This window comes from Fulvimarina endophytica, assembly GCF_003403015.1.
GTDB classification, from domain to species: Bacteria; Pseudomonadota; Alphaproteobacteria; order Rhizobiales; family Rhizobiaceae; genus Fulvimarina; species Fulvimarina endophytica.
Map to the genome: position 1 here is coordinate 596,278 of NZ_QURL01000003.1, position 19,536 is coordinate 615,813.

A 19,536-nucleotide genomic window follows, 5' to 3' on the forward strand; every position below is an offset into this window, starting at 1 on the left:
GGACGCGCTCAGGCCGAGCGCAACTGCGGCGGGTCGACCCTGACGCGCTTTCCGCGCGTCAATTCGTTGACGGATTCCACGAGCGAATGGCGATCGATCCGGAAATGCCGGTAGAGATCGCCGATCGTGCCGGTCTGCCCGAAATGCTCGACACCGTGGGAGATCGTCCGGTGGCCGCAGACCGAGCCGAGCCAGGCGAGCGTCGCGGGATGGCCGTCGATCACGGTGACGAGGACGCAGGTGTTCGGCAGGGGCTCCAGAAGCGTCTCCACATGGCTCCGCGCCTCGCCCCTGCCGCTCGCGCGGTGGCGCTGGGCGGCGGTCCAGCCGGCGTTCAGCCGGTCGGCCGAGGTGACCGCGAGAACGCCCAAATCGCGCCGCGCCTCGCCGATCATGCCCGCCGCCGCGATGGCCTCGTCGGCGACCGCGCCCTGATAGGCGATGACCACCGAACAGTTCGGCCCGGGCTTGCGCAGCCAGTAGGCCCCGTCGACGGCGCCCTGGCGGAAGTCGTCGTCGGCGCGCTTGGCGGGCTGTTCGAGCGGCTTGGTGGTGAGGCGCAGATAGACCGATCCGCCGGCCGCGTCGCTGAGCCAGGTGCGCCCGTCGCGCGTGCGCTCCCCGTCCCGCTGCAGATAGTCGAAGGCCCATTCCATGATCACGGCGAGTTCGTCCGCGAAGGCCGGCTCGAAGGCGGCGAGACCGTCCTGGCTCATGCCGATCAGCGGCGTTCCCATGGACTGGTGCGCGCCGCCTTCCGGTGCGAGCGTCACGCCGGAGGGCGTGCCGACGATCATGAAGCGCGCATCCTGATAGCAGGCATAGTTCAGGGCATCGAGGCCGCGATAGACGAAGGGGTCGTAGACCGTCCCGATGGGAATGAGGCGCCGCGCGAAGAGAGAGCGGCTGAGGCCTGCCGCTGCGAGCAGGAGGAAGAGGTTCATCTCGGCGATGCCGAGTTCCACATGCTGGCCCTCGGGCGTGAATTCCCATTTGGCGGTGGACGGGATGCGATGCTCGATGAAGGCGTCGGCCATCTCGGCGCGGGCGAAGAGCTTGCGCCGGTTCACCCAGGGCCCGAGGCTGGTGGTTCCCGTCACGTCCGGCGAGGTGGTCATGATACGGGCGGCGAGATCGCCGCCGCCTTTGGCCAGATCGTCGAGGATCTTGCCGAAGACGGTCTGGGTGGAGACCTCCCGTGCGGTCTCGACTTCGATGCGCGGCACGTCGAGGCGCGCATCGTCGTGGCGGCGCGCCTTGCCGAAGAAGGGAACGGCATCGAGGAAGGCCTTCAGCCCATCCCTGTCGGCGACGCCCGCGAAGGGCTCCCACTCCTCGCCCTCGGCAATGCCCATATGGGCCTGCCATCCGGCGAACTGCTTGGTGTTCATCAGCCCGCCGTGATTGTCCTTGTGGCCGGCGATCGGCGTTCCCCAGCCCTTGATCGTATAGGCGAGGAAGCAGGTGGGCCGGTCGTGGTCGACGGCGGCGAAGACCTCGGCCATGGTCTCCACGCAGTTGCCGCCGAGATTTTCCATGAGGGCGGCAAGCTCGCTATCGCTGCGCCGGTCGATCAGGCGCGTCACCTCGCCCTGATCGCCCAGATCGTCCATCAGCCGCTTGCGCCAGACCGCGCCGCCCATGAAGGTGAGCGCCGAATATTGCTGGTTGGGGCAGTTGTCGATCCAGTCGCGAAGCCGCGTGCCGCCCGGCTCCTCGAAGGCCAAGCGCTGGAGGGCGCCGTATTTCACCTTGACCACGTCCCAGCCGAAGGCCGCGAAGATCTTCTCGATGCGGCCGAACAGGCCCTCGCGCACGACCCCGTCGAGAGACTGGCGGTTGTAGTCGATGATCCACCAGCAATTGCGCAGATCGTTCTTCCAGCCCTCCTGGAGGGTCTCGTAGATATTGCCCTCGTCGAGTTCCGCATCGCCCATCAGCGCGACCATGTGCCCGGGCTTCACGTCCGATCCCCAGCTCTTGGCGGTGATGAAGTCCTGGACGAGGGAGGCGAGGGCCGTGATGCCGACGCCGAGGCCGACCGAGCCGGTGGAGAAGTCGACATCGTCGACATCCTTGGTCCGGCTCGGATAGCTCTGGGCGCCGCCATAGCCGCGGAAGCGCTCCATCTTCTCGCGCGTCTGGTTGCCCATGAGATACTGCATCGCATGGAAAACGGGCGAGGCGTGGGGTTTGACCGCCACGCGGTCCTCGGGCTTCAGCGCCGAGAAATAGAGCGCCGTCATGATCGAGACCATGGAGGCCGAGCTTGCCTGATGACCGCCGATCTTGATGCCGTCCACCTTGGGCCGCACGTGATTGGCGTGGTGGATCATCCAGTGCGACAGCCACAGGAGCCGTTGCTCGATGGTCTTCAGATGGTCTCGCTCGGTGGTTGTCATGGAGGGGTCCGATCAGATGACGGGCATGAGGAAACGTCTCAGCCCTCGCGGTAGTAGTAGCTGTATCCGTTGAGCGCGGGAGCGCCGCCGAGATGGGCGTAGAGGACCTTCGAGCCGTCCGGGAAGAAGCCCTTCTTCACGAGGTCGATCATGCCCTGCATGGACTTGCCCTCGTAGACCGGGTCGGTGATCATCGCCTCGGTGCGGGCCGCGAGCCGGATCGCCGCATTGGTCTCCTCGGAGGGGACGCCGTAGGCGGGATAGGCATAGTCCGGATTGATCACGATCTCGTCCTCGCGCACGGCGCGGCCGAGGCCGACGAGATCGGCCGTCTTGTCGACGATGCCGCGCACCTGCATGCGCGTCTGGTCGGGGATGCAGGAGGCGTCGATGCCGATCACTCGGTCGGCGCGGTCCTGTGCGGCGAAACCGACGATCATGCCGCCCTGGGTCGAGCCGGTGACGACGCAGACGACGATGTAGTCGAAGGTGAAGCCGAGTTCGGCTTCCTGGGCCGCGACCTCCTCGGCAAAGCCCACATAGCCGAGCGCGCCGTATTTGTGCACCGAGGCGCCGGCCGGGATCGCATAGGGCTTGCCGCCCGCCTCCTCGACCGAGCGGATGGCGTCCTCCCAGCTCTTGCGGATGCCGATGTCGAAGCCCTCGTGGACGAGGCGGCTGTCGGCGCCCATCAGGCGGGTCATCAGGATGTTGCCGACCCGGTCGTAGACCGCGTCGTGATGGGGCACCCAGCTTTCCTGGATCACCACGCATTTCATGCCGATCTTGGCGGCGGTCGCCGCGACCATCCGGGTGTGATTGGACTGGACGCCGCCGATCGAGACCAGGGTGTCGGCGCCCGAGGCGATGGCGTCGGGAACGATGTATTCGAGCTTGCGCAGCTTGTTGCCGCCCATCGCGAGGCCCGAATTGCAGTCCTCGCGCTTGGCGTAGACCTCGACCTTGCCGCCCAGCGCCTCGGAAAGACGCGGCAGATGCTCGATCGCGGTCGCGCCGAAGGTCAGGGGATATCGCTCGAATTTTTCCAGAAGGGACATGGTCGGGGCTCCGTTGGGTGGAGCACGTAGATTACATATCTTTCGGCGAGAGGTGCTTTCGAAATCACCCTCGGATAGGATCGAAACGGACGTGGTTCTTCGCACTATGGCCAAAACCGGTCCTGAAACGTACCAAACATGAAAGGATCTTTCATCATGCCCCTCGACCGAATCGACGTGAAGATCCTGCGTGCCCTTCAGAGCGAGGGCCGGTTGTCCAATGCGGATCTCGCCGAACGGGTGAATGTCAGCGCGGCCACCTGCCATCGCCGCACCCAGCGCCTGTTCGAGGAGGGCTATGTTTCGGGCGTTCGGGCCGTGATCGCGCCCCGCTCGGTCGATCTCGGAACCCTCGTGATGGTGGGCGTCGTCCTCGACCGCTCCACCCCCGAAAGCTTCGCCGCCTTCGAGAGCGCCGTCGTCGCCATGAAGGAGATCCTCGACTGCAACCTCGTGGCCGGCGACTTCGACTATCTCCTGAAGATCCGCGTTCGCGACATGGCGGATTTCAACACCCTGCACGGCCAGCGGCTGATCACCCTTCCCGGCGTGCGCCAGACGCGGACCTTCTTCGTGATGAAGGAGGTGAAGGACAACGGCCCGCTGGCGTTCTGACGCCCGCCGGGCGGGGCTGGCCGCTGCGCCGGCCCGTAAGGATGCGGCGCGGCGGCCCGGCAGGGGGAGGGCACGCGAGACGGGGCTTGCGGCCGGGTTCGCCATCGTGCCGCGATGGCGGGCCTCCGAGACCTGTCGCTTGCCTCTCCCCCGCCCCATGGATCACAGATCCACGAGCAGGCTGGAATCGATCTCCTCCACGCTGCGCGCGCCGGTCAGCGTCATGGCGACGTGCATTTCCTTGGCGATGATGTCGAGGAGTTCGCGCACGCCCGCCTCGCCGTTCGTTGCGAGCGCGTAGACGAAGGCGCGTCCGATCATGGCGATGTCGGCGCCGAGCGCGATGAGGCGCACGACGTCGAGGCCGGACCTGACGCCGGAATCGGCGAGGATGGTGAGATCGCCCTTCACGGCATCGGCGATCGCGGGAAGGGCGCGCGCGGTGGACGGCACCCCGTCGAGCTGGCGCCCGCCATGGTTGGAGACGACGATCCCGTCGGCGCCGAAGCGCACGGCGTCCCTGGCGTCCTCCACGTCGAGAATGCCCTTGATGACGATCTGGCCCTTCCAGGCGTCGCGGATCCATTCGAGATCCTGCCAGCCAATGGACGGATCGAAATTGTCGCCGAGCCAGGCGATGTAGTCGGTCAGCTTCGTCTGCTCGCCGCGATAGGCCGAGATGTTTCCGAGATCGTGGGGCCGGCCGTTCACGCCGACATCCCAGGCCCATTGGGGATGCATCGCGGCCTGGAGCACGCGCCGGATGGGCCCGTAGGCGCCGGACATGCCGTGATGCTTGTCGCGGTAGCGCGCGCCGGGCACCGGCATGTCGACGGTAAAGATCAGGGTCTCGCAGCCGGCCGCCTGGGCCCGCTCGAGCGCGTTGCGCATGAAGCCGCGGTCCTTCAGCACGTAGAGCTGGAACCAGAACGGCTGGCTCGTCGCCGCGGCCACCTCCTCGATCGGGCAGAGGGAGACGGTGGAGAGGGTGAAGGGCACGCCCTTGCCCTCGGCCGCGCGGGCCGCCTGAACCTCGCCGCGCCGCGCATACATGCCGCACAGGCCGACCGGCGCCAAAGCGAGGGGAAGCGAGAGTTCGCGGCCGAAGAGCGTCTTCGTCAGCTTGAGGGAGGACATGTCGCGAAGGACGCGCTGGCGCAGCGCCACCTCGGCGAGATCGCTCGTATTGCGCTGCAGCGTCCTCTCCGCATAGGAGCCGCCATCGGCGTAATGGAAGAGAAAGGGCGGGATCTTGCGCTTGGCGGCGGTCCTGTAGTCCGAAATCGACGAGATGATCATGGCGTTCCTCCGCCTGTTCTTGCTTGGGGCACGGGACCGGTCCCTCCGGTGGCGGAGCCGGTCACCTGTCCCGCTTGTAGCAGAGATGGGGCGATCTCAAGCCCCGAACTTGCCGCGGCCCCGCAGCCGGGACGCCTCCCGCGATCGCGCTCACCCGGCGCGGGACGGCGCGAAATCGCGCTCCATCGCCTTGCGCAGCACGATGGTCTCGTCCTGTCCGTCATAGGAGACGTCGGACCAGCGCACGACCTCGCCCTCGCCGACAGCGCCCGTCAGGGCCATGCCGTGGGCAAGGCCGATCGGCACCGCGTCGAGCCGGCTCGAGACATCGGCCGGAACAAGCTTGCCGTAGACCGTGAAGCCGCCTTCGCCGTCGAGGGTCTCGCCGGCGACAAGATCGCGCTTGGCGACGGCGACCACGTCCGCGCTCCAGGCCCGCGTCGCGCCCGTCGGCTCGCCCCGGGTCGCGATGCTGGCGACGGAGACGCCGAGTTCGAGGCCGATGAGATGATAGGGCTTGTAGGTCGCGGCATAGCGGCCGCTCTGATCGGTGAGGAGCCCGTACTGGCGGAAGCAGTCCCGGACATAGGGGGTCTCGCCCTCGATCACCACGAAGACGCCCCAGCGCAGGTCGCGGAAGACGGGCCGGCCGTCGCGCTCAACCGAGGAGACGACCTCGACCGTTCCCTTGCGCTCCAGAACGCCGCCGTCCGAGACCGGGCGAAGCAGCGTCTGCAGGTCGTCGGCCCCGCAGGCCGGGAAGAGAAGGCCATCGCGCGGAGGCAGGAGGCCGCAGGCATTGGAGACCGCCGCCATCTCGAGCGCCGACTTGGTGCCGTCGAGGAAGGAGTTGAACATCTTCGGGTTGAAGTCGCCGCTCGCCAGCTGCTCCGGCGTGAAGCCGTAATGGCTCCATACGGTATCGGGCGTCGACTGGTGATATTGCGGCAGATATTTCGTGCCCTTGCCGGCGCAGACCACCTCGAAGCCGCTGCATCGTGCCCAGTCCACGAGTTCGGCGATGAGCGCGGGCTGGTCGCCGGAGGCCATGGAATAGACGATGCCCGCCTCGGCGGCCTTGCGCGCGAGCATCGGCCCGGCGAGGACGTCGGCCTCCACATTGACCATGACGATATGCTTGCGATGCTCGCAGGCCGCCAGAACATGTCTCACGCCGGCGGCCGGATGGCCGGTCGCATCGATCACCAGATCGACGAAGGGGCTTGCGATGAGCGCCGCCGAATCCTCGGTGACGAAGGTCGAACCGGTGGATGCGGCCGTCTCGAAGGAGGTCGCGGCGAAGGCCTCGGCCGGCCAGCCGACGCGCGCGAGGGAACGGCGCGCATTGTCCGGCGACAGATCGGCGATGGCGGTGAGATGGACGCCCGGCGTCCGGCGCGCCTGGGCCAGATACATCGAGCCGAACTTGCCCGCGCCGATGAGGCCGACACGGACCGGGCGCCCCTCGGCTTCGAGCGCCTGCAGCTTGCGAAACATCGACATCGCGGGTTCCTCCATCCGTCCATCGCGCCGATCGAGGATCGGGCCGGTGCCTCCTCCCGGCGCCGGCAGAAAACTCTAGTCGCCGGGCGAGGCTTGTGTAAATTCGCACGGAAGCACGACCGGTTTGCAAGAATCCCCATATGCGCGCGATCGACTGGAACAATCTGAACGCCTTTCTCGCGGTGGCGAGGGCCGGGAAGCTGACCCTTGCGGCACGGCGCCTCGGCGTCGACCATTCGACCTTGAGCCGGCGCATCGCCGCGCTCGAGGCCTCGCTTGCGACATCGCTCTTCGAGCGCTCGCCGAACGGCTACCGCATGACCGAGGACGGCCGGCGGGTTCTGGCGGAGGTGCAGGACATGGAGGACGCGGTCGTGCGCATCCAGCGCGATACGGACGCTGCGGGTGGAAGCATCGAGGGACCGATCAGGCTGACCATGCCCGAAGGCTTCTCGACCGGTTTCCTCGTCCATCACCTCGCCGCCCTCAAGGCCGAGCATCCGAGGCTGACGGTCGAACTCATCGCCGATCCGAGCATTGTCAGCCTCGGCAAGCGGGAGGCCGATATCGCTGTGATGATGGAGAGGCCCGCCCAGGGGCAGCTCGTCTCCAAAAAGCTCTGCGACTACGAATACGGGCTCTATGCCAGCCGCGACTATCTCGCTTCCCTATCCTACGGGATCGCCTCGATCGCCGACATGAACCGGTCGATCCTCATCGGCTACATCCCCGACCGGCTGCCGACACCGGCCCACGACTATCTCGCCGAACTCCTGCCCGGGCGGCAGGCCGATCTTCAGGTGAGCAACATCCTGACCCAGGTGGAGGCGACGGCCGCAGGTCTCGGCCTTGCCTGCCTGCCGGCCTTCATCGCCGGGCGGCGGCCCGAACTCGTGCGGCTTCTGGCGGACGATTGCCGCTTCGAGCGCTCCTACTGGATCGTCACCCATGCCAATGCGCGCTATGCGGCGAGGACGAGGGCGGTGAAGGACTTCCTCGCGGGTCTCGTCGCCCGCAATGCCCGCTTCTTCAGGCCTTCGGCCTCCTGATCTCGCATCTCGCCCTAGAGGAGGAAGGCGAGCGGCAGGCAGGCGCCATTGGCGCAGAGAGCGAAGAGGACGGCGAGCGAGCCCAGATCCTTGGCGTTGCGCGCCGCATCGCTGTAGCGCGGCGAGACATGGTCGACGATCTCCTCGATCGCCGTGTTCAGGGCTTCGAGGGCGTAGAGCACGAGAAGCAGCACACCCTGCGCGAGCCAGACCACCGCGCTCGACCCGACAAGGGCGTGGAAGCCGAGAACGAGGATGGTCGCTGCGATCTCCTGGCGGAAGGCCGGCTCGACCGAGAGCCTTTTCAGCCCCGAGATCGAATAGCTCGTGGAGGCGAAGAGATGGGCGAGCCCCTTGCGCTTGGGCGGAACCTTGGCGTCGGCGGGCTCGGCGGCAAACGGCTTCGGGCGGGCGCTCATACTCAACTTTCCGGTCCTTCGAGGCTCGACGTGACGAGGCCATTGTCGCGGCAGGGCGCGGCGATATCCAGCGCCCTGTCATAGACCTTGGTCCCGACGCCCATCAGGCCAAGGACGGTGTGGAACAGATTGTCGTGACTGAACGCCTCGTCGCGCTCCTTTGCAAGGCATGCCGTCTCGATCCCGTCGCTCGATTGGAACCCGTCCGACAGCCAGGCGATCATCGGCACATGGGTCTGCTCGGACGGCGCCAGAAAATAGGGGGCGGCATGGAGGTAGAGCCCCTTCTCGCCGAGCGATTCCCCGTGATCGGAGACGTAGAGCATCGCGGTGTCGAGCCGGTCGCTCGCCTTGCCCAGCACCGTCACGACGTCGTCGAGAAACCGATCGGTCTCGACGATCGTGTTGTCATAGGCGTTGACGATCTCCTCGCGGCTGCAATCGGCGAACTCGGCGGTGCGGCAGTCGGGCGTGAAATGCCGCGCCGTCTCGTCATAGCGGGCGTAATAGGCCGGGCCGTGGCTTCCGAGCTGGTGGAGGACGATCACCGTGTCGCCCTCGACCGCGCCGAGCGCCTTTACGAGACGATCGGTGAGGATGTCGTCGCGGCACTCGCCGCCCTCGCAGTAGCGCGGATCGTTCGTCTCGGGCAGGAATTCGTAGGGCACCCGGTCCGCGACCTTCTTCGAACCGGTGTTGTTGTCGAACCATTCGACCCCGACGCCCGCATGGGTCAGAACGTCGAGGACGTTCTCTGTCGTATCCGACTTGTCCTCGGAATAGTCGCTGCGCGGATAGACCGAGAACATGCAGGGCACGGAAATCGCCGTCGCCGTGCCGCAGCTCGAAACGTTCGAGAAGGCGAGGATGTCGTCTCGGGCCGAAAGCTTCGGATTGGTCGGCCGGTCATAGCCAAGAAGGCTGAAATTCGCCGCCCGGGCCGTCTCGCCGACGACCACCACGAGAACCCGGGGCCTGTCGCCCGGCTTTGGCATTCGCTTCGCGTCGAGGCCGAGCGGCTGGACCACGAGCGGGCCCGACCGGGTCTCGTGCACGGCGTATTTGACGCTCGCAACGAGGCTTGCCGCAGGGTTCAGGCTTGCGAGGAACTCGCGATGGGCGCGGAAGGTCGAGGCATAGACCGAATAGTTGGAGAAGACGATCGCGCAGACGACGATCAGCGAGGGGACGATCACGGCGGTGTTCCATCCCGCCTTGGCGAGAACCCGGCGATGATCGACGCGGACGAAGGCGATGAGAGCTGCGGGCAGGAGCCCGTAGAGAGCGATATGGGCAAAGAGGGCCGGCGTCAGCAGGTGGCCGGCTTCCGGTCCCGTCGTCTCCATCGCGTTCTGGATCATGTCGCGATCGATGAGGGTGCCGAAGGTCTGCGTGAAATAGGAGGCGGTCGCGGCGACGAGGACGAGCGCGATGAAGACCGGCTTGATCACGTATTTAACAGAGACCATGATCAGGAGCGACGATCCGAGCAGGAAGAGCGCGAGCGCGAGCGCGGCAAGTTCCAGCTTGTGTGGCCCGAAGATCTCCAGTCCCGTCGCCCAGAAGCGGGCATTGGCGAAGGCGAGGAGATAGGCGGTGGTGAGGAAACTCAGCTGAATGCTCGTCAGGTGCGGGCGAACGGCGGAAAGCGACATGGGCTTGCTCGGCTGCTGGCTGCGAAGGGAGCGCCGCGATGCTCCCTCGTTCGGGCAGGCGGGCGGCGTCCGGCAGCTTCCTTATCGCGTCGGTTGCGCCGCGTCCCGCTCGGCCTTTCTCACGATGTTCGATCCCGACAGGTCTTCGACAGGTTGGCAGCTCGCGCCCGAACCGGCACCGCGACGGCGGGGAACGCGCGGTTTCGCCGTGCCGGCGCACACCATTCTCCTTGCGCGCGCGCCGGGTTCGGGCTTCATGATGGGTCTCCTGATGATTCGTGACGCCAGCCGGGTGATGTCATTGTTCGCGACCACTGCCGATCCTGCCGCCATTGCGACCGCGCCGCGTGCGCCGAAGACTTTCGCCGGCAGAGCGCGCACCCGCGCTGCAAGCAGCCCCCTCGCGCCGGGCGATCGCCCCGGTCCGGGCGCCTGATCCCGTGCGTCTTCTTCTCGTCGAGGACAGTCCGCGCCTGACCGAGCTTCTGCGCGAGACGGTGCATCAGGCCGGCTGGCGGATCGATTGCGCGGGAACGCTCGCCGAGGCGCGCTTGATGGTCGCGACCGATGCCTACGATCTGTGCGTCCTCGATCTCGGAATGCCGGACGGCAACGGGCTCGACCTTCTCGCCGCCATGCGGGCCGCAGGCTCGACGCTTCCCGTCCTCGTCGTGACCGCGATCGGGGACGTCGATTCGCGCATCGCGGGGCTCGATGCGGGAGCGGACGACTACCTCGCCAAGCCCTTCCATCACCGTGAATTCCTCGCGCGCTGCCGGGCGATCGCCCGGCGCGGGACGACGAGCGCGCCGATCCTGTCGGCGGGCCGGCTGCGCTACGACCCGGCCTCGGCGCTGCTGACCTGCGAGAACACGGCGATCGCGCTCGCGCCGCGCGAACGCCAGCTGATCGAGATCCTGATGCGCGAGGTGGGCCGGGTCGTCTCCAAGCGGCGGCTCGAGGACGCCCTGTCGGAGGCCGGCGACGTCTTCACCACCAATGCGCTCGAAGTTCTCGTCTCGCGCCTGCGCAAGCGCATATCGGAGGTCGAGGCCGGGGCCGAGATCGAGACGGTTCGCGGCATCGGCTATCTCCTGCGGTCGACCGAGCCGTGAGCGAGGCACGCTCCCTTCTCGGTCTCGTCGCGCGGCGCATCCTTCTCTTCGCCACGCTCGCCGTCGCCATCCAGTCGGTCGTGGTCTTCGTCTCCTACTGGTTCGACGAGGACGAACTCGGCCGGATCATGGTCGAGCACGAGACGGAAACGATCGCCTCGGCCTTTCTCGGCCGGGAGGGCGATCCGGATCTCGACATCATCCGCGACCGCTATGGCATCGGAGGCGAGGCCGAGGCGGGCAGCGATGCGAGCGGCCGGTCCCCGGATGCGCGCGCGGGCTACCGGATCCTGGTCCAGAGCCCGGCCGGCGTTCTCTACGACGATTGCGGGATCGATTGCGCACATCCTCTCCTGGTCCCGGCGACGGATCCCCCCGATTTCTGGTTCCGGATCGTCGAGCCGGGCATGCCGCTCTCGATCGTCGGCGGCCGGCGCTTTCGCGAGGCGGACGGGACGCCGCTGGTCGTCGAATTCGCGGCGATCGACGATCCCCGTTCGCTGGTTCTCGGCGTTCTGACCGAGGAGATGGTTGAGCACATGGCCTGGCCGATGGGGCTCCTCCTGTTTCTCGTCTTCGGCGCGACCACGCTTTCGATCCGCTCGGCGCTGCGCCCCATGGACGCCGTGGTCGCGGCCGCCGATGCGATCGATCCGAGGCGTAGCCTCCAGCGTTTGCCGGGCGAGCGCCTTCCCCGCGAGATCCTGAGGCTCGTGGGCGCGGTCAATCGCGCCTTCGACCGGGCCGAGGCGCTGATCGGCTCCCAGAAGATCTTCGCGGCCTCGATCGCCCACGAGATCCGCACGCCGGTCTCGATCGTCAAGCTGGAATTGTCGCGGATCGACCATCCGCGCGCGCGCAAGGCGGAGGGCGATATCGACGGCCTCACCCATGTGCTGGAGCAGTTGACGGCTCTCGCCCGCCTCGATGCCGTCGAAGCGGAAGCGTTCACCTTCGAGCCGCTCGGAACATTCGTCGAGGGGGTGGTCGAGGACATCGCGCCACTGGTCTTCGGCTCCGGCCGCACGATCGCCTTCGAGCGGGCGGCCGATCCGAGAGTCCGCATCTCACGCACGCTCGCAACGACGCTCGTTCGAAACCTCGTCGAGAACGCCATCAAGCACACGCCGGCCGGAACCCAGATCCTCGTCAGGGTGGAGGCGCCGGCGACGATCCTCGTCGTGGACGACGGGCCGGGATTCGGCGAGGGCTGGACCGGTGTCGATACGGGCATCGCCAGCGTCAAATCCACCGGCTCGCTCGGCCTCGGCCTGAAGATCGCCGATCGTATCGCCGCGATCCTCGGCGGTTCGCTGACGATCGCTCCGGGCCGGGATCGCGGTGCCCGAATCACGGTCGCGCTTCCCGCGCCTTGAGCGTGCTTGCGGGCCTGCCGCCGCGCCCCGGTCGCGAGCTCGATCCCCGTTCACGGGGCGAACGGCCTTATTTCCGAGGTCCCCGTCCGTTTCGTAAGGGTTGCAGTTGATGTGCCATGACGGCACATCGTATACAATAACGGGACGACAGCGACGAAGCACCTTGAATGACCCAGCACCGTACACGGAAAATCCGTTTGAAGAAGATCGGGGAGGTCGCCGCGCTGTTCGGGACGACGCCCCGCACGCTTCTCTATTACGAAGAGCAGGGCATTCTCACGCCGGACAAGACCGGGAAGGGAACGCGGGTCTATGCGAGCGGCGATATCCGCCGGTTCGCGGTCGCCTTCGAACTGGCCGGACTCGGAATTCCGATTCGCCGGATTCGCGAGATCGTGGAGGCGTCGGAACGCGCGACGTCGAAGGAGGAGGCCGCGCGTGCGCAGTCGAGCCTGTTGACGGATCTCGGCGCAGACCTGCGCGATCAGATCGGGCGGCTCGAACGGGCGGTCGCCGACATCGAGGCGGGCCGGAGCCTGATCGACGGGACCTTCGAGGCGCACCCGGCAGAGGCCTCCGCGGGCCGGGCGTCCGCGAAGGAGGGGATCACGCCGCTTCCGGCGATCTGCGCGCTTCTCGCCGATTTCGGCGATCTGGAAACCCGCCGCCTGACCGGGGATGCCGAGGGGAAGCGGCCGAAAAAGCCACGATACGTCGCCGCCTCCGGCCGGTAGGATCACGCGAGCGCCCGGCGGCCGCGATCGATTCGGTGCCGAGATGCCCCGGTGCCCCCGAGCGGCCCCTCAGTCGTCCTGCTCCGATCGCTTCGTCTTCGTGCCGATCACCCCGCGTGCCTTCAGGATCGGCCCCCACTGGCGATAGCCGATGTAGAGGACGATGCCGGTGACGACCACGCCGAGCGCGATCAGGATGCCTCGCTCGACGACCTCGACCTGGGCGAAGAGGGACTGGATCGAATAGCCGAACACGTAGCCGAGGGTCGTGAACAGGCTCGCCCAGATGGCGGCCCCGATGAAGTTCAGGATCAGGAAGCGGAAGAGACCGATGCGCGACATTCCGAGCGCGATCAGGCCCGGCATGCGCAGCCCGTAGACGTAGCGGTTCACGATGACGAAATAGGCCTGGTAGCGTTCCACGAGGCGCAGCGCCTTGGAAAAGCGCCGGTGCTCGCGCCAGGGCCGGACCCATCGGTGATTGGAGGAGTATCGGGCGAAGAGGAAGACGGCGAGATCACCGAAGAACGAGCCGACGAAGGCGAGCGCCATCATGAATTCGAGGGAATAGGAGCCCCGAAACGCCAGGAATCCGCCGATGATCGCAAAGATCTCGCCTTCGAAGAACGTGCCGGCGAAGATGATGGCCGGTCCGAACTGGCTGATGAGGTTGAGAATATCGTGCAAGCTGGTTTCCGGATCGGCGTTCGTATCGTCAGGCATCGGCCCGGTGCCGGGCCCTCACGGGTCTCGGGTCTCGCCGTGGCCCGCATCCGTTAAGACGGCGGCGATCCTCCGGCGGGATGCGATCGGCTCCCTCGTTTCGCCGCGCTTGTCGCGGGATCGATCCGCCCCCGCGCGCCACATAGGCCGTCGCCGCGGGTCTTGAAAGGGCGGGTGCGAGCCATCCTCGGCCGGGGCATGCGGGCCGCGATGCCTGTCAGCCCCACAGATCGCCCGAGGGCGGGGCCAGCGTCGAGCCGGCATACACGAGCCCCGGTTCGCGGTCCTCGGCAAGAAGCAGGGGGCCGTCGAGGTCCACGACATCGGCGTTCTGGGCCAGAAGCGCGGCTGGCGCCATGGAGAGCGAGGTCGACACCATGCAGCCCACCATGACCCCGAAGCCGAGTTCGCGGGCGCGGCGCTGCATCTTCAGGGCCTCGGTGAGACCGCCGGACTTGTCGAGCTTGATGTTCACGTAATCGTATCTGCCGACGAGGCCTTCGAGGTCGGCGCTGGTATGCACCGATTCGTCGGCGCAGATCGGGACGGGATGGGGGATCCTCGCGAGGATCTCGTCCCCGCCGACGGGCAGCGGTTGCTCGATGAGCATCGCGCCGCCGCGCGCGGCCTCGAGGAGATGGGCGGTGAGGCGATCCCCCGTCCATCCCTCGTTCGCATCGAGGATCAGGCGGCTGCGGGGGGCGGCCTCGTGGACGGCCCGGATACGGCCGATATCGTCGTTCGTCCCCATCTTGATCTTCAGGATGGGCCGGACCGCCGCCCGCGCCGCAGCGCCCATTCGCTCCGGCTCGTCGAGGCTGATCGTGTAGGCGGTCTCGACCGGCCTTGGTTCGGTCTCGCAGACGAGCGATGCGACCGAGCGTCCGGACGTCTTCGCCTCGAGGTCCCAGAAGGCGCAATCGAGGGCGTTGCGCGCAGCGCCCGCCGGAAGCCGCTCCTGCAGCGCCTCGCGCGTGAGGCCGGCCTCGATCTCGCCCGAAAGCGCCTCGATCTCGGCGAGGACGCCCTCCAGCGTCTCCCCGTAGCGTCCATAGGGCACGCATTCGCCGCGTCCGCGAAAGCCGCCGCGCTCGATGGTGGCGACGATCACGCTCGCTTGGGTCTTCGAGCCGCGGGCGATGCGGAATTCGGAGGCGAGCGCGAAGTGTTCCACTGTGACTGAAAGACGACTGCTCATGTGAATTCGCTCCAAGCGCGGGGGTCGGCCGGCTTTTGGCCTTAACAGGCGGCCATGAGATGCGGAAGGTGCTTTCGCCTGCGCGGCATGATGGACGGTTCCGTCGAACCCTCCCATGCCCTAGAGAGCGCGCAATGCCCGGTGAGGGCTTGCGCGAGCGACCGAAGGCGCGGCGGCATCGTGCCGGCAATGATCGATGGGACAGCCGGACGCTCCAGCCGTTCGGCCGAGGGGACATGGGCGACAGTACGACGACAGCGGCCGGCGAGGGTCGCGGCATGCAGGCGACCGCGCCGAGCCTTCGCGGCGAGCGCCAGGACGGCACGCTGGTCCTGAAGGCCGCCGGCGACTGGCTGGCGCGCACCGTGGGCTCGATCGAGAGCGATCTCGACAAGACCGCCTCCGCCAATCTCGGGCCGGACGTGGCGATCGACCTGTCGGAGGTCCGCCAGATCGATACCGCCGGTGCCTTCGTTCTCGAAAAGCTGAAGCGTTCGCTTGCGGCCGACCGCAAGGGCGTCGCGCTGAACGGCCTGAAATCGGGCAATGGCGCCCTCTTCGAGGCGGTCGGCAACGCCATGGACCGGGAACGCCCGCAAAAGCCGAAGAAGACCGGCAACCCGCTGACCGAGGCGGTGGCCTCGGTCGGGGCCTTCGTCTTCGCCATCAGGGACGAGACGGTCAACGGCCTCAACCTCATCGGCGGCGCGATGTACGGAGCGGGCGGGCGCATTTCCGGCCGCACCCAGAGGCGGCCCGCCGCCGTCTTCAATCAGGTCGACCAAATGGGCGTGAAGGCGATCCCCATCATCGTCCTCATCACCTTTCTCGTGGGCGGCATCATCGCCCAGCAGGGCGCCTTCCAGCTTCGCCGCTATGGCGGCGAGGTCTATGCGGTCAACCTCATCTCGATCCTCGTCCTGCGCGAGATCGGCGTTCTCCTCGCCGCCATCATGATCGCCGGGCGCTCGGGCAGCGCGATCTGCGCCGAGATCGGCTCGATGAAGATGCGCGAGGAGGTGGACGCGCTCCACGTCATCGGTCTCAATCCCATCGGGGTCCTCGTCTTTCCCCGCCTCGTCGCCCTGTCGATCGCGCTGCCGCTATTGACGGTCATCGCCAATCTTTCGGCGCTGGCGGGCGGCGCCATCACGCTTCGGATCTATTCCGACATCTCGTTCATGAACTTCCTGCAGGGCCTGCAGAGCTCGGTCGATCTCTTCACCGTGTTCTCCGGCCTCATCAAGGCCCCCTTCATGGCGATCCTGATCGGCCTCGTCGCCTCGAACGAGGGCATGAAGGTGGGCGGAAGCGCGGAAAGCCTCGGGCTTCGCGTGACGGCCGCCGTCGTCAAGTCGATCTTCCTCGTGATCGTGATGGACGGGCTTTTCGCAATCTTCTACGCGACGATCGGACTATGAGCATGCTGGCAGAGGGAACGGTGCCGCACGAGACCGATGTCGGCCAGGGCGCATCCATGGTCGATCAGGCCGGCAAGGACGTCATCATCAAGGCGCGGGGCGTCTCGGTCCAGTTCGGCGCCAAGAAGATCCTCGAAAACCTCGATCTCGACGTCAGGCGCGGCGAGATCATGGGCTTCGTCGGCCCGTCCGGGGCGGGCAAGTCGGTGCTCCTGCGCACGATCCTCGGGCTCAACAAGAAGCAGGCCGGCACGATCGAGGTCTTCGGCATCGACTACGAGAAGGCGAGCGACCGCGAGCGGCTCGCCGTCGAGCGCCGCTGGGGCGTCCTCTTCCAGCACGGCGCGCTGTTCTCCTCGCTGACGGTGCTGGAGAACATCCAGGTTCCGATGCGCGAATATCTGACCCTGTCGCCCAAGCTGATGGACGAACTCGCGCGCCTCAAGATCGATCTCGTCGGGCTCGCTCCCGACGCGGCCGACAAGTATCCGTCCGAACTCTCGGGCGGCATGATCAAGCGCGCTGCCCTCGCACGGGCCCTGGCGCTCGATCCCGACATCGTCTTCCTCGACGAGCCGACATCCGGCCTCGATCCGATCGGCGCGGCCGATTTCGACGAATTGATCATGACCCTGCGCGACACGCTGGGCCTCAGCGTCTACATGGTCACCCACGACCTCGACAGCCTGTTCCAGGCCTGCGACCGCATCGCGGTCCTCGGCGATCGCAAGGTGCTGGTCGAGGGGCCCCTGTCGAAGATGCTCGATTACGATCACCCCTGGGTGAAGTCCTACTTCCACGGCAAGCGCGCCCGCACGGTCGTCCTCGACGACGATGCGGCCGGCCGTCCCCGTCCGAATGGAGCCGGTTGATGGAAACCAAAGCCAATTACGTCCGCGTCGGTATCTTCACCCTCGTCGTCCTCGCGATGGCGTTCGGGTTCGTCTACTGGTCGGTGCTGGCGACCAACAGCACCACGCGCGTTCCGCTGCTCGTGCGCATCGAGGGCTCGGTCACCGGGCTCCAGCAGGGCAGCCAGGTCCAGTTCAACGGCCTGCCGGTGGGAACGGTGGATTCGCTGCGCCTCGATCCCAACAATCCGCGCGTCGTCATCGCATCCACCCTCGTCAATCCGGGGCTTCCGATCTCCGAATCGACGGAGGCGAGCCTCGTCGCCAATCCGCTGACCGGCTACAGCTATATCGAGATGCGCGGCGGCGAGGTGGACAAGGAGAGCCTCCTCGAACAGGCCCGCGAGCAGGGGACCGTCCCGATCATCACCGCGAGCCCTTCGGAGGTGACCGACATCCTCCAGACCGCACGCGACGTCGCCCAGCGCGCCAACAACATCATGGCGCAGTTCGAGGCCGTCGTCGAAACGGTGGGACCGACGGTGGAGGAGAGCGCCCGCAACATCACCCAGATCACCCAGAACGTGCGGACCTTCACGACCTCGCTCGCCGACAATTCCGACAATATCGACGCCTTCGTCGCACGCCTGTCCGAACTCACCGCCAGCGCCAACACCGTCGCCCAGGCATTGCCGGAGGCGATCGCCGACGTCCAGAACATCCTGTCGGCGGTCGATCCGCAGCAGATCGAAACGATCGTCGCCAACATCACCGCCACCAGCCAGTCGGTGCGCAACGGCGCGGAGAACATTTCGGCGGTGACCGAGGCGGTCCAGTCCGCAGCGGCCGGCGTCGAGCAGATCGGCGAGACGATCCAGCGCAACGCGTCCGGAATCGACAGCTTCATCGGCAATCTCGGACCGCTCTCGCAGACCGCCACGCGCGTGGCCGAGGGCCTCAGCAGCACGGTGACCTCGGCGAACGAGCTTCTGGCGTCCGTCGACCCGCAAGAGGTCTCCGATGCGGTGTCCGGCATCTCCTCCACCGCCCAGAACCTCTCTGTGGTCACGCAGACCGTGGCCGATCAGCGCGAGGCCATCGCCTCGGCGGTCACCGGCGCCTCGAACCTCATCGCCAATCTGCGGCAGGTGAGCTCCACCATCGCCGATCGCAGCGGCGAGATCGACGCGACCCTCGCCAATCTCCAGCCGATCTCCGATTCGCTGCGCGAGGCGAGCGGCCGCCTCGTCTCGACCGTCGACAAGGCCGGCAACTTCGTCGACCGGATCGACACCGACCAGATCAACCGGTCCATCGACCAGATCAGCCGGCTCGCCTCGTCGATCGGATCGAAGTCCGAGACGATCGATTCCATCATCGAGGGCACGGATACGGCGGTCGCGAGCCTGACGACGGCGCTCAACGGGTTCAATGAGACGCGCACCCAGATCGACCGAGTCATCACCGCGATCGACCCGCAGCTCGTCAACAACGCCGTCGTCAACGTGTCGAGCGCCTCGGGCAATATCGCGCGCGCGGCCGACAGCGTCGGGCGGGTCGGCGACATCATCGCCCAGCGCGAGGACGAGATCGCAGGCATTCTCGACAATGCCAGCCTGACGAGCCAGCGTGTCGCCTCGGCCTCCGCCCAGCTCGACACGGTCATCACCTCCGTCAACAATCTCCTCAACGGCCAGAGCGGCAATTCGCTGGGCAGCCAGGTGACCGCGACCCTGACGTCGATCCGCGACACGGCGAATGCCCTGCGCGGGCAGGTCGCCCCGCTTTCGGCCAATATTCAGAGCCTGTCGGATTCGACGCGCCGCGATATCCAGGCGCTGACCCGCCAGCTCAACCAGACCGCCGAGCGGGTCGGCAGGGCCGTCGACAATCTGTCGAACGATCCGAGCCAGATCATCTTCGGGGGCGGCTCGGAGGTTCCGACCTATGACGGGCGCACCCGTCGCTGATCGGCAACAGTCCGGCGCGAGCCCGATACCGGGGTGGTGAAAGCCGCCCCGGACTGACCTAAGACAGAAGGAAGCGCGCCTTTCGAATCCCCGGGTGGGATTTACGCGCCGCCCTCCACGATCGCGGCGCCCGGTGCGGTGCGGTCTT

At 66.9% G+C, this 19,536-nt stretch carries 16 protein-coding genes; 8 read left to right on the plus strand and 8 right to left on the minus strand.

The window, feature by feature from the left end; genetic code table 11:
* Positions 1-8: 8 nt before the first annotated feature.
* Positions 9-2,402 carry a transketolase gene (locus DYI37_RS09240; RefSeq protein WP_116682890.1) on the minus strand — a complete coding sequence of 798 codons (2,394 nt, stop codon included), beginning with the start codon at positions 2,400-2,402 and terminating at the stop codon, positions 9-11.
* A 38-nt stretch (positions 2,403-2,440) separates the two neighbouring features.
* Complete coding sequence (locus tag DYI37_RS09245) at positions 2,441-3,460, minus strand: 1-aminocyclopropane-1-carboxylate deaminase (RefSeq protein WP_116682891.1); 1,020 nt, start codon at positions 3,458-3,460, stop codon at positions 2,441-2,443.
* Positions 3,461-3,616: 156 nt separating this feature from the next.
* On the opposite strand from DYI37_RS09245, the gene DYI37_RS09250 reads away from it, so the two are divergent.
* Positions 3,617-4,075 carry an Lrp/AsnC family transcriptional regulator gene (locus DYI37_RS09250; protein WP_245413845.1) on the plus strand — a complete coding sequence of 153 codons (459 nt, stop codon included), beginning with the start codon at positions 3,617-3,619 and terminating at the stop codon, positions 4,073-4,075.
* Between the two features lie 162 nt (positions 4,076-4,237).
* On the opposite strand, the gene lldD is transcribed toward DYI37_RS09250, so the two are convergent.
* Positions 4,238-5,374: an FMN-dependent L-lactate dehydrogenase LldD gene (gene lldD / locus DYI37_RS09255; RefSeq protein ID WP_116682893.1), complete on the minus strand. Its 1,137-nt coding sequence runs from the start codon at positions 5,372-5,374 to the stop codon at positions 4,238-4,240.
* Positions 5,375-5,524: 150 nt separating this feature from the next.
* Positions 5,525-6,877, minus strand: coding sequence for an NAD(P)H-dependent oxidoreductase (locus DYI37_RS09260; RefSeq protein ID WP_116683011.1), 1,353 nt, complete (start codon positions 6,875-6,877; stop codon positions 5,525-5,527).
* Positions 6,878-7,017: 140 nt separating this feature from the next.
* On the opposite strand from DYI37_RS09260, the gene DYI37_RS09265 reads away from it, so the two are divergent.
* A complete protein-coding gene (locus tag DYI37_RS09265) occupies positions 7,018-7,926 on the plus strand; it encodes a LysR family transcriptional regulator (protein ID WP_116682894.1) in 909 nt (302 codons plus the stop codon).
* Positions 7,927-7,940: 14 nt separating this feature from the next.
* On the opposite strand, the gene DYI37_RS09270 is transcribed toward DYI37_RS09265, so the two are convergent.
* Both DYI37_RS09270 and DYI37_RS09275 read right to left on the minus strand, forming a co-directional pair.
* Positions 7,941-8,345 carry a diacylglycerol kinase gene (locus tag DYI37_RS09270; protein WP_116682895.1) on the minus strand — a complete coding sequence of 135 codons (405 nt, stop codon included), beginning with the start codon at positions 8,343-8,345 and terminating at the stop codon, positions 7,941-7,943.
* Between the two features lie 2 nt (positions 8,346-8,347).
* Positions 8,348-10,000, minus strand: a complete 1,653-nt coding sequence (locus DYI37_RS09275) for a phosphoethanolamine transferase (RefSeq protein WP_116682896.1) — start codon at positions 9,998-10,000, stop codon at positions 8,348-8,350.
* 440 nt (positions 10,001-10,440) lie between these two features.
* Here DYI37_RS09275 and DYI37_RS09285 point away from each other — a divergent pair, with 440 nt between their 5' ends.
* From DYI37_RS09285 to DYI37_RS09295, 3 genes are all read left to right on the plus strand, one after another.
* On the plus strand, positions 10,441-11,115 hold the full coding sequence (locus tag DYI37_RS09285; protein WP_116682898.1) for a response regulator transcription factor: 675 nt from the start codon (positions 10,441-10,443) through the stop codon (positions 11,113-11,115).
* Positions 11,112-12,491 carry a sensor histidine kinase gene (locus tag DYI37_RS09290; RefSeq protein ID WP_116682899.1) on the plus strand — a complete coding sequence of 460 codons (1,380 nt, stop codon included), beginning with the start codon at positions 11,112-11,114 and terminating at the stop codon, positions 12,489-12,491. The genes DYI37_RS09285 and DYI37_RS09290 overlap by 4 nt, the downstream gene beginning before the upstream one ends.
* A 197-nt stretch (positions 12,492-12,688) precedes the next feature.
* Entirely contained in the window at positions 12,689-13,225 is a 537-nt protein-coding gene (locus tag DYI37_RS09295; protein ID WP_158555120.1) for a MerR family transcriptional regulator, read from the plus strand.
* 69 nt (positions 13,226-13,294) lie between these two features.
* On the opposite strand, the gene DYI37_RS09300 is transcribed toward DYI37_RS09295, so the two are convergent.
* Both DYI37_RS09300 and dgcA read right to left on the minus strand, forming a co-directional pair.
* Entirely contained in the window at positions 13,295-13,948 is a 654-nt protein-coding gene (locus DYI37_RS09300) for a DedA family protein (protein WP_245413846.1), read from the minus strand.
* Positions 13,949-14,165: 217 nt separating this feature from the next.
* A complete protein-coding gene (gene dgcA / locus DYI37_RS09305) occupies positions 14,166-15,146 on the minus strand; it encodes an N-acetyl-D-Glu racemase DgcA (RefSeq protein ID WP_116682901.1) in 981 nt (326 codons plus the stop codon).
* 236 nt (positions 15,147-15,382) lie between these two features.
* Here dgcA and DYI37_RS09310 point away from each other — a divergent pair, with 236 nt between their 5' ends.
* From DYI37_RS09310 to DYI37_RS09320, 3 genes are read left to right on the plus strand one after another with little or no spacing between them, the layout of a single operon-like run.
* A complete protein-coding gene (locus DYI37_RS09310; RefSeq protein WP_116683013.1) occupies positions 15,383-16,567 on the plus strand; it encodes an ABC transporter permease in 1,185 nt (394 codons plus the stop codon).
* 56 nt (positions 16,568-16,623) lie between these two features.
* Positions 16,624-17,439: an ABC transporter ATP-binding protein gene (locus tag DYI37_RS09315; protein ID WP_116683014.1), complete on the plus strand. Its 816-nt coding sequence runs from the start codon at positions 16,624-16,626 to the stop codon at positions 17,437-17,439.
* Positions 17,439-19,388, plus strand: coding sequence for an MlaD family protein (locus DYI37_RS09320; protein ID WP_116682902.1), 1,950 nt, complete (start codon positions 17,439-17,441; stop codon positions 19,386-19,388). Before DYI37_RS09315 ends, DYI37_RS09320 begins: the two co-directional genes overlap by 1 nt.
* The last annotated feature ends 148 nt before the right edge of the window (positions 19,389-19,536 follow it).